This is a genomic window from Rahnella inusitata, from assembly GCF_018288855.1.
GTDB lineage: Bacteria > Pseudomonadota > Gammaproteobacteria > Enterobacterales > Enterobacteriaceae > Rahnella > Rahnella inusitata.
This window is the reverse complement of sequence record NZ_CP065024.1, coordinates 3,514,236-3,532,327: the sequence shown is the minus strand read 5'-3', so window position 1 is coordinate 3,532,327 and position 18,092 is coordinate 3,514,236. Positions and strand designations below refer to the sequence as shown.

Sequence of the window (18,092 nt, the reverse complement as noted above, 5' to 3'; positions counted from 1 at the left end):
GATTACAGCTCCTTACTGCGCTGGGATAACAGGCTGGCGAAGAGTCCGCCCTGAGCAACCAGCTGCGCATAGGTGCCGCGTTCAGCAATCTGGCCGTGGTCCATCACCCAGATTTCGTCGTAGTCTCGCGTGTCCTCCAGCTGATGCGTGACCAGTATCGACGTCTGCGCTTTTGATGCTTCATTCAGTGCGCTCATCACGCGCTTTTCGCTGTGGGCATCGAGGCTGGCGGTCGGTTCATCCAGCAACAGTAATTCGCATGGCGAGAGCAGGGCGCGGGCCACGGCCACCCGCTGGGCCTGACCGACTGACAAACGCGCGGCACTGTCGCCGAGCTCCGTTTCCAACCCCAGCGGCAGCAGAGGTAAAAATTCGCTCACGTAGGCGCGGTCAATGGCTGACTGAAGTTGCTGCCCGGTGACGTCCGGCTGATTGAGCAGAATATTGGCCCGCAGCGTTTGTTCCGGCAGATGCGGATTCTGGCCCACCCAGCTCAGCTGTTGGCGCCACGCGTCATTGCGTAAGGTTTTCAGTTCAATGCCGCCTGCGGTCATTGATCCCTGATACGGCAGGAAGCCGAGCAGGACATTTAACAGGGAACTTTTCCCTGCACCGCTCAGCCCGACAATCGCAATACGCTGCCCCGCCTGAAGGTTAAAGGTCAGCGGCCCGGCCAGTGTTTTACCCTGCGGTGACTGAATGATGAGGTTGCGGGCTTCCAGCGATACTTTTTGTCCCTGTGGCCAGCTCTGGTCGCCATCGCCCATTTCAGCACTTTCAGCGGTCAGGAAGGTCACCAGACTTTCCGCAGCACCCACCGCCTGCGCTTTGGCGTGATAAAACGCGCCCAAATCACGCAGCGGCTGGAAAAACTCTGGCGCGAGGATCAGCACCAGAAAACCGGCAAACAGGGTAACCGGCGTGCCGTAGCTGCCGAAATTCAGTTCGCCGAGATAAGAGAAACCGAAGTACACCGCTACCACGGCGATAGAAATAGAAGCGAAAAATTCCAGTACGGCTGAAGAGAGAAAGGCCAGACGCAGGACATCCATCGTACGTGCGCGAAAACTTTCAGTGGAGCGTTGGATCTGATCGATTTCCGCCGTGCCGCGATGGAACAAACGCAGGGTATCGAGACCGCGCAGGCTGTCGAGAAAGTTGCCGCTCAGACGTGCAAGCGCGACAAAATTACGGCGGTTGGCATCCGCAGCGCCCATTCCGACCAGCGCCATAAACACCGGAATAAGTGGCGCAGTGACCAGCAGGATCATGCCCGCCGCCCAGTTAATCGGGAAAATACTGACCAGAATCAGCAGCGGGATAATCCCCGCAAGGGCAATTTGCGGCAGATAGCGGGCATAGTAATCCTGCATATCTTCGATTTGTTCCAGAATGATGCTCGCCCAGCTGCCCGCTGGTTTGCCCTGGATCCATGCAGGCCCCAGTTTTTCCAGACGGTCGAGGACTAACTTTCGCATCTCCTGACGAATCACGCGTCCGCAGATAAAGCCCACCTGCTCACGCAGCCAGGTCACCACGGCGCGCAGCACAAAGGTCAGCGCCATCAGCAGGAAACTTTGCAGCAACGCCTCACGGGGGGTGTGCTGGATGATCAGGCTGTGCAGCAGACCGGCCATCAGCCACGCCTGCGCCAGAATCAGTAAACCCGAGAGTAAACCCAGCATCATAGACAGACGGATCCAGCCTTTGGCGCGTGAGCTTTGTTGTTTTAACCAGCGGATAAGTTCTTGTTGTCGTGTTTTATTCATCAGGCATCAGTCTGCGCAGCTATCCGGTTCGGAGGCTGAACATGTTACATGCTGAGTTCAAAAACTGAAAATATAAAGGCGGCACTGTGGCCGCCTTCCTGCAACTCGAATTATTCAGGATAATCGGAGAGGAGAGTTAGAAAAGGAGATTACAAATCCGGGGCTTGCGATAAGCCATCCAGATAACGCTCTGCGTCGAGCGCAGCCATACAGCCGGTGCCCGCAGAGGTGATTGCCTGGCGGTAAATATGGTCCATTACGTCGCCCGCAGCAAAGACGCCGGGAATGCTGGTTTGCGTGGCATTACCGTGCGAACCGGACTGCACTTTGATATAGCCGTCTTTTAGCTCCAGCTGGCCTTCAAAAATGCCGGTGTTCGGACTGTGGCCGATGGCGATGAACACGCCTGCAACGTCTACCTGAGATTTCTCGTCGGTACGCACGTCCATCAGGCTCGCGCCGGTGACACCCATCTGATCGCCAACCACTTCGTTCAGCGTTTTGTGGGTATGCAGCACAATGTTGCCACTGGCGACTTTATCATTGAGGCGGTCAACCAGAATTTTTTCAGCACGGAAGCTGTCGCGACGGTGGATCAGATGCACTTCTGACGCGATGTTTGCCAGATACAGCGCTTCTTCGACGGCGGTATTGCCGCCGCCGACCACGGCCACTTTCTGATTGCGGTAGAAGAAGCCGTCGCAGGTCGCACAGGCAGAGACGCCACGGCCTTTGAACGCTTCTTCAGACGGAAGACCGATGTAACGGGCAGAAGCGCCAGTGGCGATAATCAGGGCGTCACAGGTGTACTCGCCGCTGTCGCCTGTGAGGCGGAACGGACGGTTTTGCAAATCCACTTTGTTGATATGGTCGAAAATGATTTCAGTGTTGAACTTAGTCGCGTGCTCATGCATGCGATCCATCAGCGCCGGGCCGGTCAGGCCTTCCGGATCACCCGGCCAGTTTTCCACTTCTGTGGTGGTGGTCAGCTGACCGCCTTTTTCCACGCCGGTAATCAATACAGGATTCAGGTTGGCGCGCGCCGCGTAAACCGCGGCGGTGTAACCTGCCGGACCGGAACCTAAAATTAATAATTTACTGTGTTTAACCGTACTCATGGGCAATCTATCTCCGCGATGGGGACTAGCGATAAAGGGATTGTAGGGAAAAGTGCGTGTTAAAAAAAGTAAACTCAGATGTTGTTAGCGATTTGTCTGATAGTTTTTACTGCATAACCCGCGTAAAAAGGTTTTCGCGCATGACCATGCCTCAGGTAACTGATTGATGGTAAGCATAAAAAACCAGCATGTCTTCGCTATACGACATGTTGAATGTTGTCTACAACGCGTCAAGTTAGCCACATATCAAGGTAAGTTGTAAGGATTTGGCAGAAATAACGCGTGAACTGAATTGTTATTGTTCAAAGAGAAAACATAGCTAAAAAGGGGGCGCTGGCTTTTCAATCTGGCACGTTCTTCTGATTTTGCTTCTTTTACTTTGACAATCCGCTGTGCATTTGCGAAAACATCAGGGTAAGAAGAAATTAACTGCCTGTCAGTGACTTGAATTTATCCAAATGGCTGCTACCCGACCCGTTCTGGTGACGCTGTTTGATTTTTTTGTTGCAGCAGGGTTTGGTGAATCAGATTGGCAATTCGCAATCTATTAATTCCACAGGGTTATTTCTTTTGAGTGTCCGGTTTTGGTCGTGTTCCTTATGACAGGGGATCAACGCGGCTTTTGGATGCGTAAACCTTAATAATCGGGTCTTCGCTTGGGACAACCCTTAGACATTGAAGTTGGCTGGGGTAGGCAGGTGCAGGGAAGGACAGCAGAGAGACAATAATAATGGTAGACAACAAAAAACGTCCGGGAAAAGATCTCGACCGTATTGACCGTAACATCCTCAACGAACTTCAAAAGGATGGCCGGATTTCAAACGTCGAGCTTTCCAAACGTGTGGGATTATCGCCAACACCATGTCTGGAGCGCGTTCGTCGTCTGGAACGACAGGGCTTCATTAATGGTTATACCGCACTGCTTAACCCGCATTATCTTGATGCATCGCTTCTGGTATTTGTTGAGATAACCCTCAACCGCGGTGCGCCAGATGTGTTTGAGCAGTTCAATGCGGCAGTACAAAAACTCGAAGATATTCAGGAGTGTCATTTGGTTTCAGGGGATTTCGACTACCTGTTGAAAACCCGCGTACCGGATATGTCTGCTTACCGTAAGCTGTTAGGTGAGACATTACTTCGTCTTCCAGGTGTGAACGACACCCGTACCTATGTGGTAATGGAAGAAGTGAAACAGACAAATCGCCTGGTCATTAAGACCCGGTAATTGTCAGGTGCAAAACCTTGTTTTTTTAGCTACACTCCTGTGTATCTATACAGCTATGGCGCCGGGGTCAACTCTCGGCGCTGTTGCTTTTTCTCAGTTCACAGGAACCTGGAGAGCCTTTCTTGAGCCAGGAATATACAGAAGATAAAGACGTTACCCTGAAAAGACTGAGCAACGGCCGCCGTATTCTGGAGGCTTTGCTGGTTGTGGTAGCGATTTTTGCTGCGTACTTGATGGCAGCATTGGTGAGTTTTAACCCCTCGGATCCCAGCTGGTCTCAAACCGCCTGGCATGGTCCTATTCATAACTGGGGTGGTGGCGTTGGGGCCTGGATGGCCGATACGTTGTTCTTCATATTTGGCGTATTTGGTTACGCAATTCCTCCAATTATCCTGTGTCTGTGCTGGGCGGCTTTCCGTCAGCGCGATAATCAGGATTTTATCGACTATTTCGCTTGGTCGCTGCGTCTTATCGGGACGCTGGCGCTCATTGTCACGTCTTGTGGGCTGGCGTCGGTCAACATCGATGACCTCTATTACTTCGCCTCCGGCGGGGTGATCGGCAGCTTGCTAAGCACGGCGATGACACCTTACTTTAATAACGTCGGCGCCACGCTGGTCCTGCTCTGTGTCTGGGCTGCGGGTCTGACGCTGTTTACCGGCTGGTCGTGGCTGACCATCGCAGAAAAGATTGGTGGGGCAGTGCTTGGCGTGACCAACATTGTGACCAACCGTTCCCGACGTGATGATGATTACGACGACTACGATGAGCATGATGATCCGTTGCTGGAAGATGATGCTGAGAAACCGGTTGCGAAAGTTGCACCGGTTGCCGCCGCTGCAACGACAGCCGCATTGGCGTCAACGGCCGACGCTGCGCCATCTGACGTTGATGAAGATGATGTGCTGCTCTCTGCGCCGTCAGTTCATCAGCCCGCGGCTCAACCTGCGGCAGCGGTTGTTGCTGAATCTGCACCGGTAGCGCATGCGGGCGTCGTCGATCCTTACGCGGCAGAGCCGCCGGTAGCGAACATTGCGCCACCGCCTTCGGCACCTGAACCGGCAGCACCACCGTTATACAGTTTCGAAATTCCTGAAGAAACGCCGGTACCGCGCCATCCTCAGCCTGTTCAGCAGTCGCCTTCACCGGTGCGGGCTGAGCATAATGATGAAGACGGCCCGCGTATGGGTAACTGGCAGACAGCGGCAGAACACACTTCGCGTTCACCGTTTGATTTCAGTTCTCCGACGCCTGACAGCGCGCACGCGGCAAGTGTGGCAGCGACCGCTGCGCTGGCAACGGGTCTGGCGCAGGCGGGGCAGTCCGCCGCGTCTTCTGCGGGTAACACTTTCATGCCTGCGTTCAGCGCAGTCAGTGATGAAAATCCGCAGATCAAAAAAGGTTTTGGCCCGGAATTACCAAGGCCGAATCCGGTGCGTATTCCGACCCGTCGTGAGCTGGCCTCATACGGGATTAAATTACCTTCTCAGCGACTGGCTGAACAGCATGAACAGGAACAAAGCGCGTCCCAGCAGAACGACTCTGTGCAACCTGTTTATCTGGATGAACAGGCTCAGGCGGATGAAGAAGCGATGCAGGAAGCCGCATTGCGTCAGGCGTTCTCCGATCAGCAGCACCAGCGTTATGGTGAGTCTGTCACCCAGAAAGAGCCTGACGACGAAGCCGCCTTGCAGGAAGCTGAATTGCGTAATGCCTTTGCGGCGCGCGAGCAGTCACGCTATCAGCAGGACGTTGAGCCGCACAGTGGTGTGGTTCAGCATCATCATTCGCAAAGTCCGCAGGTGGACGCGCAGACTTCAGCGGCCGATGATTTCGCTGCTGCGGCCATGAAACTCACTCAGCACGATGCGTTTAGCTTCTCACCGATGGCCGATCTGGTGGACGACACGCCAAGCGAACCGCTGTTTACGTTACCTGCTCAGGCAGAGGAAGAACCGCAGCCTGCAGAATTTGCGCAACAAACGTATCAGCGTCCGAAGTCTCCTCAGCCTGTGCAACACGCGCAGGAATATGAAGCGCCACGTCAGGCGCCTTCACCGGCTAAACCGGATATGGACAGTCTGATCCATCCGTTCCTGATGCGTCATGAACAACCGTTGGTGAAACCAACCACGCCATTACCTTCGCTGGACTTACTGACTTCACCACCGGCTGAAGCTGAGCCTGTGGATGAGTTCGCGCTTGAGCAAATGGGCAATCTGATTGAAGCGCGTCTGAACGATTACCGCATCAAAGCCGACGTGGTCGGTAAACTGCCGGGGCCGGTCATCACGCGTTTCGAGTTGGATCTGGCGCCGGGTGTCAAAGCGGCGCGTATTTCAAACCTGTCGCGCGACCTTGCCCGTTCGTTGTCCGCCGTTGCGGTTCGCGTTGTGGAAGTTATTCCGGGCAAACCTTATGTGGGCCTCGAGTTACCGAACAAGAAGCGTCAGACCGTGTATCTGCGAGAAGTGCTGGACTGCGCGAAGTTTAAAGACAGTCCTTCACCGCTGACTATCGTGCTGGGTAAAGATATTTCCGGCGAGCCTGTGGTGGCCGATCTGGCGAAAATGCCGCACCTGCTGGTGGCCGGTACAACCGGTTCCGGTAAGTCGGTGGGTGTGAACGCCATGATCCTCAGCATGCTCTATAAAGCGACGCCTGAAGAAGTGCGCTTCATCATGATCGACCCGAAAATGCTCGAGTTGTCGGTATACGAAGGCATTCCACATCTGCTGACCGAAGTGGTTACCGACATGAAAGATGCCGCCAATGCGCTGCGCTGGTGTGTGGGTGAAATGGAACGTCGCTATAAGCTGATGTCGGCGCTGGGAGTACGTAATCTGGCTGGGTACAACGAACGTATTCAGGAAGCGGAAGCCATGGGCCGTCCGATTCCCGATCCGTTCTGGAAGCCGGGCGATGGCATGGCGGCAGAACCGCCATTCCTCGGTAAAGAACCGTTTATCGTCGTGCTGGTGGATGAGTTTGCTGACCTGATGATGACCGTTGGTAAAAAGGTGGAAGAGCTGATTGCACGACTGGCGCAGAAAGCCCGTGCAGCAGGGATCCACCTGGTACTGGCGACGCAGCGTCCGTCTGTTGACGTTATCACCGGCCTGATTAAAGCCAACATTCCGACGCGAATTGCATTTACCGTGTCGAGCAAAATTGACTCCCGTACGATCCTCGATCAGGGCGGTGCCGAATCTCTGCTGGGTATGGGTGATATGCTGTATATGGCGCCTAACTCCTCGATTCCTGTGCGTGTTCACGGGGCGTTTGTGCGCGATCAGGAAGTGCATGCTGTTGTGCAAGACTGGAAAGCGCGTGGTCGTCCGAAGTACATCGAAAGTATCCTTTCTGGTGGCGAAGATGGTGAAGGCGGCGGGATGGGACTGGGGGATGATGAAGAGCTGGATGCGTTGTTCGATCAGGCGGTGGCGTTCGTCGTTGATAAACGTCGTGCGTCAATCTCCGGCGTACAGCGACAGTTCCGCATCGGTTACAACCGCGCAGCGCGTATCGTTGAACAGATGGAAGCGCAGGGGATTGTCAGCACGCCGGGCCATAATGGCAACCGGGAAGTACTGGCACCTCCTTCTCACGAGTAAGTGACGACTGATTTGCACATTTGTTATTAAGAAGGGTCGCGAATGCGGCCCTTGTGCAAAGATGCGTAAAACAGTGTTTTTTCAGATGATTGAGCTACCGCTGGCGTCCAGCCTCGGATAGAGTTCGCACCATACGTCTTTTGCCTGTGTGAAAGGCATCGTCTGAAGTTTATGGATTTCTGAGGTAATTATAAAAATGAAAAAACTGTTAATGGTAGGGTGTTTACTGACTGCATTTACCTCCGCTTCCGTTTTAGCGGACGCCAGCAGCGATCTCAAATCCCGCCTGGGTAAACTGAATACTTTCCATGCGAGCTTTACTCAGACCGTCACCAGTGATGACGGTGCTGCTGTTCAGCAGGGCGAAGGCCAGCTGTGGGTGAAACGTCCAAATCTGTTCAACTGGCACATGACCACGCCGGATGAAAGCATTCTGGTTTCCGACGGCAAAACTCTGTGGTTCTACAACCCGTTTGTTGAGCAAGTCACGGCGACCTGGCTGAAAAATGCCACCGGTAACACGCCGTTCATGCTGATCACGCGTAACGACAGCAGTGACTGGGCAAAATATAACGTGAAGCAGAAAGGCGATGACTTCGAATTAACGCCGAAAGCCGCTACCGGTAATCTGAAACAGTTCACCATCAACGTTACGCCAGCCGGCACTATCAAGAGCTTCTCTGCGATTGAGCAGGATGGCCAAAAAAGTGCTTATGCACTTAAAGGCGAGCAAAACGCGTCCGTTGACGATGCTAAATTTAAATTTACGCCACCACAGGGTGTGACGGTGGACGACCAGCGTCAGTGAGGTCCCTTTGAGTAATATGTCACTCGATTTTTCCCATAATGAATTTCAGCCACTGGCCGCCAGAATGCGGCCAGTCACTCTTGCAGAATATATCGGTCAGCAGCATCTTTTAGCGCCGGGCAAGCCTTTGCCACGTGCGATTGAAGCAGGGCAGCTGCATTCGATGATTTTGTGGGGGCCGCCGGGCACCGGGAAAACGACGCTGGCAGAACTGATTGGCCGCTATGCCAATGCCGATGTTGAGCGTATTTCGGCGGTCACCTCAGGTATCAAAGAGATCCGTGAAGCAATTGAACGCGCCCGGCAAAACCGCGATGCCGGGCGTCGTACCATTCTTTTTGTGGACGAAGTCCATCGCTTCAACAAAAGTCAGCAGGACGCATTTCTGCCGCACATCGAAGATGGCACGATTACGTTTATTGGTGCGACCACCGAAAATCCTTCATTCGAACTCAACTCCGCATTGTTGTCCCGCGCCCGCGTTTATCTGCTCAAATCGCTGACGGCTGAAGATATCGAAAAAGTCATCGATCAGGCGCTGACCAATGCAGAGCGTGGCTACGCCAATGAAAAAATCCGTGTCCCGCCAGAAACGCGTCGCATGCTGTCCGAGCTGGTCAATGGCGATGCCCGCCGTGCGCTGAACAGTATTGAAATGATGGCGGATATGGCTGAAATCGACGCCAAGGGATTTCGCACATTAACGCCGGAACTGCTGACTGAAATTGCCGGTGAACGCAGCGCGCGTTTCGATAATAAAGGCGACCGCTTCTACGATTTAATCTCTGCGCTGCACAAGTCGGTACGTGGTTCATCCCCTGACGCAGCGCTGTACTGGTACGCTCGTATTATTACCGCCGGTGGCGATCCGCTGTATGTCGCACGCCGATTACTGGCGATTGCTTCAGAAGATGTCGGCAATGCCGATCCGCGCGGTATGCAGGTGGCGATTGCTGCGTGGGACTGTTTCACCCGCGTCGGACCGGCGGAAGGTGAGCGGGCGATTGCTCAGGCTATCGTGTATCTGGCCTGCGCGCCGAAAAGTAATGCGGTCTACAGCGCATTTAAAGCGGCGATGCGCGATGCTCGCGAGAAATCCGATTTCGACGTGCCGGAGCATTTACGCAATGCGCCGACCAAACTCATGAAAGAAATGGGGTTGGGTGCCGAGTATCGCTATGCACACGATGAACCGAATGCTTACGCTGCCGGAGAAGATTATTTTCCGCCGGAAATGGCCCGTACCCAGTATTATTATCCCACCGCGCGTGGCCTTGAAGGGAAGATCGGCGAAAAGCTGGCATGGCTTGCTGAACAAGATCAAAATAGCCCGACAAAACGCTACCGCTAACTTTATCGTTGCGGTAAGGTTACCTTGATAACTCTTTGACACGCTGCCTTTTAAAGCCGCGTGCATCATCAAATTAACATTCAATAACGACACGTACAGGATTAGCATGCTCGATCCCAATCTGCTGCGTAATGAGCTAGACGCAGTTGCAGAAAAACTCGCTCGCAGAGGTTTTAAACTCGATGTGGAAAAGCTGCGTTCTCAGGAAGAGCGCCGCAAAGTCTTGCAGGTAGAAACGGAAACTCTCCAGGCTGAACGTAACGCACGATCGAAAACTATCGGTCAGGCTAAAGCCCGTGGCGAAGACATCGAACCCCTGCGTCAGGAAGTGACTACGCTGGGTGAGAAATTGGATGCAGCGAAAGCTGAACTGGACGCATTGCAAAATGAAATCCGGGATATTGCTTCCGCCATTCCTAACCTGCCAGATGATTCCGTACCTGCCGGTAAAGACGAAAACGACAACCTTGAAGTGAGCCGTTGGGGAACCCCACGTCAGTACGATTTTGACGTACGCGATCATGTTTCGTTGGGCGAAATGGCTGGCGGTCTGGATTTCGCGGCTGCGGTAAAACTGACGGGTTCACGCTTTGTGGTGATGAAAGGGCAAATCGCCCGCATGCACCGCGCGCTTTCCCAGTTCATGTTGGATCTGCATACCGAACAGCACGGTTATCTGGAAGCGTACGTTCCTTACCTGGTCAACCATGAGACGCTGTACGGCACTGGCCAGTTACCGAAGTTTGGTGAAGATTTGTTCCACACCAAGCCTCTGGACGAAGAAGCGGGCAGCAGTAACTATGCGCTGATCCCAACGGCTGAAGTACCGCTGACCAATCTGGTGCGTGACGAAATTCTTGAAGAAGAATCGCTGCCACTGAAGATGACTGCACATACGCCATGCTTCCGTTCCGAAGCCGGTTCTTATGGTCGTGATACCCGTGGCCTGATCCGTATGCACCAGTTCGATAAAGTCGAGATGGTACAGATTGTTCGCCCGGAAGATTCCATGCAGGCGCTGGAAGAACTGACCGGCCATGCAGAGAAAGTGCTTCAGTTGCTGAATCTTCCGTATCGCAAAATGCTGCTTTGTACGGGCGATATGGGCTTTGGTTCAAGTAAAACCTACGATCTGGAAGTATGGTTGCCAGCGCAGGATACGTACCGTGAAATCTCTTCATGCTCAAACATGTGGGATTTCCAGGCACGTCGTATGCAGGCGCGTTGTCGCAGCAAAACCGAGAAAAAACCGCGTCTGGTTCATACCCTGAACGGTTCCGGTCTGGCTGTTGGCCGTACTCTGGTTGCTGTGCTGGAAAACTACCAGCTCGCAGACGGTCGTATCGAAGTGCCTGAAGTACTGCGTCCTTACATGGGCGGTTTAGAATATATCGGCTAATCCCGTTATGTATTCTATAACATAGCGAAAAAGCGCCTCAGGGCGCTTTTTTTATGGCTTAAACCGTGCGCTGCACGATGATTCCACTGTTACCTCCCAGCCAATCCCTCCTTTTTTGATAGCAAACAAAGTTTCCTACCCCATCGTGAGTAATATCCATGCATTCTGAGTGGGTAAGTGAATACTCCCAGTCCTGCGCAAATCTGCCCGCTCAACTCTTCGTCAATGTCTGATGACGCCGGTGAACGCTGGTACGGATGACGGAGTCACTTACCGGAGCGGAAATATGTCGGAAATCAAACCAGAAATCGCTGCTAAACAACGCGGACTTAGCCGCCGGACGTTGATGAAAACCTCGACGCTGGCCGGTCTGGCAATCGCAGCGGGCGGCGTCTCGCTGCCCTTTGGCCGTACGGCACTGGCCGCTGCCCTTTGGCCGTACGGCACTGGCCGCTGCCGTAGGTGACGCAAAGCAATCAGTGCCTGAAGATAAAGTGGTCTGGGGCGCATGTTCGGTAAACTGTGGCAGCCGCTGCGCATTACGTATGCACGTGCGTGATGATGAAGTGTATTGGGTCGAAACCGACAACACTGGCGACGATGTTTATGGTAATCACCAGGTCCGCGCCTGTCTGCGTGGGCGTTCAATGCGACGCCGCATGAATCACCCGGAACGGCTGAACTATCCGATGAAACGCGTAGGCAAGCGCGGTGAAGGAAAATTCAAAACCATCAGCTGGGATGAGGCCTTCGATGCTATCGCGGATAATCTGAAGCGGATCGTGGCCAAATATGGCAACGAAGCGGTGTACATCAATTACACCTCCGGCGTGGTCGGTGGCAATATCACCCGCTCTTCGCCTTACGCCTCGCTGGTCGCCCGTCTGATGAACTGCTACGGCGGTTTCCTCAGCCATTACGGCACCTACAGCACCGCGCAAATTGCCTGCGCCATGCCATATACCTATGGAAGCAACGACGGCAACAGCACGTCTGATATCGAAAACAGCAAGCTGGTGGTGCTCTTTGGTAACAATCCGGCCGAAACGCGGATGAGCGGCGGCGGCATTACTTACTATCTCGAACAGGCCCGCGAGCGCTCGAATGCAAGAATGATCGTCATCGATCCCCGCTATACCGATACCGCAGCGGGTCGCGAAGATGAGTGGATCCCGATTCGTCCCGGTACTGATGCCGCGCTGGTCGCAGGCCTCGCGCACGTGTTGATTTGCGAAAACATGGTCGATCAGGCTTTTCTGGATACGTACTGTGTGGGCTACGACGAAAAAACGTTGCCAGCGGGTGCGCCAGCCAACGGTCATTACAAAGCCTATATCCTCGGGCAGGGCGCGGATGCAACAGCGAAGACACCGGAGTGGGCTTCACGCATCACCGGTATTCCGGCAGATCGCATCGTCAAACTGGCACGGGAAATCGGGCAGGCCAAACCAGCGTACATTTCTCAAGGCTGGGGGCCGCAGCGTCAGGCCAACGGCGAGCTGACCTCGCGCGCCATCGCCATGTTGCCGATTTTAACCGGTAACGTAGGAATTAACGGCGGTAACAGCGGCGCACGTGAATCAACGTACACAATTACCATCGAACGTATGCCGGTGCTGGAAAATCCGGTGGAAACGCAGATCTCCTGTTTCAGCTGGACTGATGCTATCGCACGCGGCGCGGAAATGACGGCCAAAGCCGACGGCGTGCGTGGTAAAGACAAGCTGGACGTACCTATTAAGTTCATCTGGAATTACGCCGGTAACACCATTACCAACCAGCATTCTGACATCAATAAAACCCACGATATTTTGCAGGACGATACACAGTGCGAAATGATCGTCGTGCTCGAAAACTTCATGACCTCGTCTGCTAAATATGCCGACATTCTGTTGCCTGACCTGATGACGGTTGAACAGGAAGACATCATCCCGAATGATTACGCTGGGAACATGGGCTACCTCATTTTCATCCAGCCTGCGACATCCGCGAAGTTTGCGCGCAAAGGCATCTACGAGGTGATGAGCGAAGTGGCGCGACGTCTCGGGCCTGAGGTTTACGACAAGTTCACCGAATGTCGAACTCAGCGCGAGTGGCTGCAATACCTCTACGCCAAAATGCGGGTCAAAGATCCGGCTCTGCCTGCCTACGAAGAACTGCGCGAGATGGGGATTTATAAGCGTAAAGATCCTGCCGGGCATTTCGTGGCATACAAAAAGTTCAGACAGGATCCGCTGGCCAATCCGCTGAAAACGCCGTCAGGAAAAATCGAAATTTACTCTTCCGCACTGGCTCAGATTGCCGGCGAATGGGAACTGCAAAAAGACGAAACTATCAGTCCGTTGCCGGTCTATGCCTCCACCTTTGAAGGCTGGGATGACCCCAAACGCAGTCAGTTTCCTTTACAGATGTTTGGCTTTCACTATAAAGCGCGTACCCACTCCACCTACGGCAATATCGACGTGTTGCAGGCGGCCTGTCGTCAGGAAGTCTGGATTAACCCGCTGGACGCCAAAACCCGTGGCATTCAAAACGGCGACAAAGTGAAAGTCTTTAACGATCGCGGAGAAGTCCGCGTAGCGGCGAAAGTCACACCGCGCATTATCCCCGGCGTGGTGGCCATGGGGCAGGGTGCATGGCATCAGGCCAATATGAGCGGCGATCGTGTTGACCACGGCGCCTGTATGAACACGCTGACGACCCAACGTCCGTCGCCGCTGGCGAAAGGGAATCCTCAGCACACGAATCTGATTCAGATAGAAAAAGTCTAAAGAAGCCACGGACTAAGAGCCTGGCTCGATGAAACGATTGTTAATTTTCGCCTCCCTAACCGGAGGCGTAGCGGAGTAAGTCATGTCGGATTCAAAAAGCAGTCAACCAGATCAGAGCGGGATCTCCCGCCGCAGTCTGGTAAAAGGAACCACGCTCGCCGGAATGGCAGCGGCGATCGGCGGAATATCACTGCCGTTCAAATCATTGCGTGCAGAAAATATCCCTGCGTCAGCCAAAGTGGCAGACGAGAAAATCGTCTGGAGCGCTTGTACGGTTAACTGTGGCAGCCGTTGCCCGCTGCGCATGCACGTGGTGGATGGCGAAATTCGTTACGTCGAAACGGACAATACCGGTGACGATAATTATGACGCGCTGCATCAGGTTCGTGCCTGTCTGCGCGGGCGGTCCATGCGCCGCCGCGTGTACAACCCGGATCGTCTGAAATACCCGATGAAGCGCGTCGGTAAGCGCGGAGAGGGAAAATTCAAACAAATCAGCTGGGATGAAGCCTTTGATACGCTGGCGGGCAGCCTGAAAGATATCATTCATCGCTACGGTAACGAGGCGATTTACCTCAATTACGGCACCGGCACATTGGGCGGCACCATGACCCGTTCGTGGCCGCCGGGCAAAACGCTGATCGCTCGTCTGATGAACTGTTGTGGCGGTTATCTGAATCATTACGGTGATTACAGCTCAGCTCAGATTGCGGCCGGTCTGAATTACACCTACGGTGGCTGGGCCGACGGCAACAGTCCGTCTGATATTGAAAACAGCAAACTGGTGGTGTTGTTCGGTAATAATCCAGGCGAAACACGCATGAGTGGCGGTGGCGTTACCTACTATCTGGAGCAGGCGCGTCAGCGTTCAAACGCGCGCATGATCATTGTCGATCCGCGTTATACCGATACCGGTGCAGGCCGTGAAGACGAGTGGGTACCGATTCGTCCGGGTACTGATGGCGCACTGGCTGCGGCACTTGCCCACGTCATGATCACCGAAAATCTGGTCGATCAGCCGTTCCTCGATAAATATTGCGTCGGTTACGACCAGAAAACCTTACCCGCTGGTGTGCCGGAGAATGCCCATTATAAAGCTTACATTCTGGGGGATGGCCCGGATGGCATAGCCAAAACGCCGGCGTGGGCGGCAAAAATCACCGGTATTTCGGCGGATAAAATCGTCAGGCTGGGGCGTGAAATTGGTCAGGCAAAACCGGCGTTCATCACTCAGGGCTGGGGACCGCAGCGTCACTCAAACGGCGAAGTAGCGACCCGCGCTATCGCGATGCTGGCGATCCTGACCGGTAATGTCGGTGTGAACGGCGGTAACTCCGGCGCACGTGAAGGTTCGTACGAAATCCCGTTTGTCCGTATGCCGGCCTTTGATAATCCGGTGCAGACCAGTATTTCCATGTTCATGTGGACCGATGCTATCGCGCGTGGGCCTGAAATGACCGCGACCAAAGACGGTGTGCGCGGGAAGGAGAAACTGGATGTGCCGATCAAGTTTATCTGGAACTACGCCGGTAACTGCCTGATTAATCAGCATTCTGATATCAACCGTACAAATGACATTTTGCAGGATGATAAACAGTGCGAAATGATTGTGGTGATTGATAACCACATGACGTCCTCGGCGAAATATGCGGACATTATTCTGCCGGATTGTACGGCGTCTGAGCAGATGGATTTCTGTCTCGATGCGTCCTGCGGCAACATGGATTACATCATTTTTGCCGATCAGGTCATCAAGCCGCGCTTCGAATGTAAAAATATTTACGAGATGACCTCCGAGTTATCACGCCGAATGGGCGTTGAAGAGAAATTTACCGAAGGCCGTACGCAGGAAGAATGGCTGCGTCACCTGTATCAGCAATCCCGCGAAGCCCTGCCAGAATTGCCCGATTTCGACACCTTCCGCCAACAGGGCATGTTCAAGAAACGTGACCCCGAGCAGCATCATGTGGCTTACAAAGCCTTCCGTGAAGATCCGATAGCCAACCCGCTGACCACGCCGTCCGGCAAAATCGAAATCTATTCCGCTGAACTGGCAAAGATTGCCTCGGAGTGGGAACTCGCGAAAGAGGACGTAATCCATCCACTGCCGGTGTACGCCGCGGGCTTTGAGAACTACGACGATCCGCTTGCCAGCAAATATCCGCTGCAACTGACCGGTTTCCACTATAAAGCACGCGTTCACTCAACTTACGGCAACGTAGATGTACTTAAGGCGTCCTGCCGGCAGGAAATGTGGATCAACCCGCTAGATGCCGGTCAGCGTGGTATCAAAAACGGCGACATGATCCGTATTTTTAACGATCGCGGGGAAGTGCATATTGCGGCGAAAGTCACGCCGCGCATGATGCCTGGCGTTGTCGCGCTGGGCGAGGGTGCCTGGTATTCACCGGACAGCAAGAAAATCGACCGTGCGGGTAGCATCAACGTACTGACGTCTCAAAGACCTTCACCGCTGGCGAAAGGTAACCCCTCTCACACCAACCTTGTGCAAGTGGCTAAGGTTTAAAGGAGTAAAACATGACTACTCAATATGGTTTTTATATTGATTCAAGCCGCTGCACTGGATGCAAAACGTGTGAGCTGGCCTGTAAAGATTTCAAGAATTTAACCCCGGACGTCAGTTTCCGCCGCATTTATGAATATGCCGGTGGCGACTGGCAAAAAGACGGTGACGGCTGGAATCAGAACGTGTTTGCCTATTATCTGTCGATTTCATGCAACCACTGCGCCGATCCGGCCTGTACAAAAGTCTGCCCGAGCGGTGCTATGCATAAACGCGAAGACGGATTTGTAGTCGTGAACGAAGACGTATGTATCGGCTGTCGTTACTGCCATATGGCCTGTCCTTACGGCGCACCACAGTACAACGAAGCTAAAGGCCACATGACCAAGTGCGACGGCTGCTATGAACGCGTTGCCGACGGTAAAAAACCTATTTGTGTCGATTCCTGCCCGCTGCGCGCGCTGGATATGGCTCCTATTGAAGAGTTGCGTGCGAAATACGGTGAACTGGCGGAGGTAGCACCGCTGCCAGCTGCTCATTTCACTCACCCAAATATCGTCATCAAACCCAATGCGAATTGCCGTCCTGTAGGTGATACCACGGGTTATCTGGCTAACCCTAAGGAGGTTTGAGATGGGAAACGGATGGCATGAATGGCCTTTAATGGTCTTTACTGTATTGGGGCAGTGCGTTGTAGGGGCCTTTATCGTGCTGGCCATTGCGCTGCTGACTCACCGCTCCGTGGAAGAACATCGTCGTATTCATCTCTCGATGTTCTTTCTGTGGGTGCTGATGGCGGTGGCGTTTATCGCCTCTGTTCTGCACCTCGGCTCGCCGCTGCGTGCTTTCAATTCGCTTAATCGTCTCGGTGCTTCACCGCTGAGTAATGAAATCGGCAGCGGTTCACTGTTCTTCGCGCTGGGTGGCATTTACTGGCTGCTGGCAATGATCAACAAAATGCCGCGTGCGCTGGGCAAAATCTGGCTGGTGATCACCATGCTGGCGGGTGTCGGTTTTGTTTACGCGATGTGCCGTGTTTATGAAATCAGTACGGTGCCTACATGGGATAACGTCTATACCGCGTTCCACTTCGGCCTGACGGTGCTTATTGGCGGACCGGTGCTCGGCTATTTGCTACTGCGCGGTGCCAACATTAGTGGCTGCGGTTTGCGTTTGCTACCGGCGATCAGCCTTATTGCACTGGTGGTGAGCATGGCGGTGGTCGTGATGCAAAGCGCCGGTCTGGCGGACATCAACAGCTCCGTTCAGGCGGCTTCCACACTCATCCCGCAATACGGCACATTATCTGCGTGGCGGCTGGTGCTGATTGTTCTGGGCCTGGGTTGTTGGTACTGCCCGCTTATCCTGCGCAAGCGCCCGGCATTAGCCTCAATGATACTGGCCTTTGTGCTGGTCTTCGTCGGTGAGCTGATCGGGCGTGCGATTTTCTACGGGCTTCATATGACTGTGGGTATGGCCGTCAGCGGTTAATGACCGGCCAGTAATGAGTGTC

10 protein-coding genes and 1 pseudogene are annotated in these 18,092 nt (G+C 53.8%); 9 read left to right on the top strand and 2 right to left on the bottom strand.

What is annotated here, in order from left to right; translation table 11 throughout:
- Nucleotides 1–2: 2 nt before the first annotated feature.
- Together cydD and trxB are read right to left on the bottom strand one after the other, a co-directional pair.
- Nucleotides 3–1,769: a heme ABC transporter permease/ATP-binding protein CydD gene (gene cydD / locus I2123_RS16610; protein WP_213051050.1), complete on the bottom strand. Its 1,767-nt coding sequence runs from the start codon at nucleotides 1,767–1,769 to the stop codon at nucleotides 3–5.
- Between the two features lie 149 nt (nucleotides 1,770–1,918).
- On the bottom strand, nucleotides 1,919–2,887 hold the full coding sequence (gene trxB, locus I2123_RS16605; protein WP_213051049.1) for a thioredoxin-disulfide reductase: 969 nt from the start codon (nucleotides 2,885–2,887) through the stop codon (nucleotides 1,919–1,921).
- A gap of 730 nt (nucleotides 2,888–3,617) precedes the next feature.
- Between trxB and lrp the strand changes: the two genes are divergently transcribed.
- The 9 genes and pseudogenes from lrp to I2123_RS16560 all read left to right on the top strand — a co-directional run bounded on the left by lrp (nucleotide 3,618) and on the right by I2123_RS16560 (nucleotide 18,070).
- Nucleotides 3,618–4,112: a leucine-responsive transcriptional regulator Lrp gene (gene lrp, locus I2123_RS16600; protein WP_013574775.1), complete on the top strand. Its 495-nt coding sequence runs from the start codon at nucleotides 3,618–3,620 to the stop codon at nucleotides 4,110–4,112.
- A 122-nt stretch (nucleotides 4,113–4,234) separates the two neighbouring features.
- Nucleotides 4,235–7,726, top strand: a complete 3,492-nt coding sequence (locus tag I2123_RS16595) for a DNA translocase FtsK 4TM domain-containing protein (RefSeq protein WP_213051048.1) — start codon at nucleotides 4,235–4,237, stop codon at nucleotides 7,724–7,726.
- A 196-nt stretch (nucleotides 7,727–7,922) separates the two neighbouring features.
- Nucleotides 7,923–8,534: an outer membrane lipoprotein periplasmic chaperone LolA gene (gene lolA / locus I2123_RS16590; protein WP_112166387.1), complete on the top strand. Its 612-nt coding sequence runs from the start codon at nucleotides 7,923–7,925 to the stop codon at nucleotides 8,532–8,534.
- Between the two features lie 7 nt (nucleotides 8,535–8,541).
- Nucleotides 8,542–9,885, top strand: a complete 1,344-nt coding sequence (locus tag I2123_RS16585; protein ID WP_112166385.1) for a replication-associated recombination protein A — start codon at nucleotides 8,542–8,544, stop codon at nucleotides 9,883–9,885.
- Nucleotides 9,886–9,991: 106 nt separating this feature from the next.
- Nucleotides 9,992–11,284 (top strand): serine--tRNA ligase, encoded by a 1,293-nt coding sequence (gene serS / locus I2123_RS16580; protein ID WP_112166383.1) that lies wholly within the window; start codon nucleotides 9,992–9,994, stop codon nucleotides 11,282–11,284.
- A 286-nt stretch (nucleotides 11,285–11,570) separates the two neighbouring features.
- Nucleotides 11,571–14,055 (top strand): annotated as a pseudogene (gene ynfE, locus I2123_RS16575) (selenate/tellurate reductase subunit YnfE).
- An 82-nt stretch (nucleotides 14,056–14,137) separates the two neighbouring features.
- A complete protein-coding gene (dmsA, locus tag I2123_RS16570; RefSeq protein ID WP_213051047.1) occupies nucleotides 14,138–16,582 on the top strand; it encodes a dimethylsulfoxide reductase subunit A in 2,445 nt (814 codons plus the stop codon).
- An 11-nt stretch (nucleotides 16,583–16,593) separates the two neighbouring features.
- Nucleotides 16,594–17,211, top strand: coding sequence for a DMSO/selenate family reductase complex B subunit (locus I2123_RS16565; protein WP_213051046.1), 618 nt, complete (start codon nucleotides 16,594–16,596; stop codon nucleotides 17,209–17,211).
- A gap of 1 nt (nucleotide 17,212) precedes the next feature.
- Entirely contained in the window at nucleotides 17,213–18,070 is an 858-nt protein-coding gene (locus I2123_RS16560; protein ID WP_213051045.1) for a dimethyl sulfoxide reductase anchor subunit family protein, read from the top strand.
- The last annotated feature ends 22 nt before the right edge of the window (nucleotides 18,071–18,092 follow it).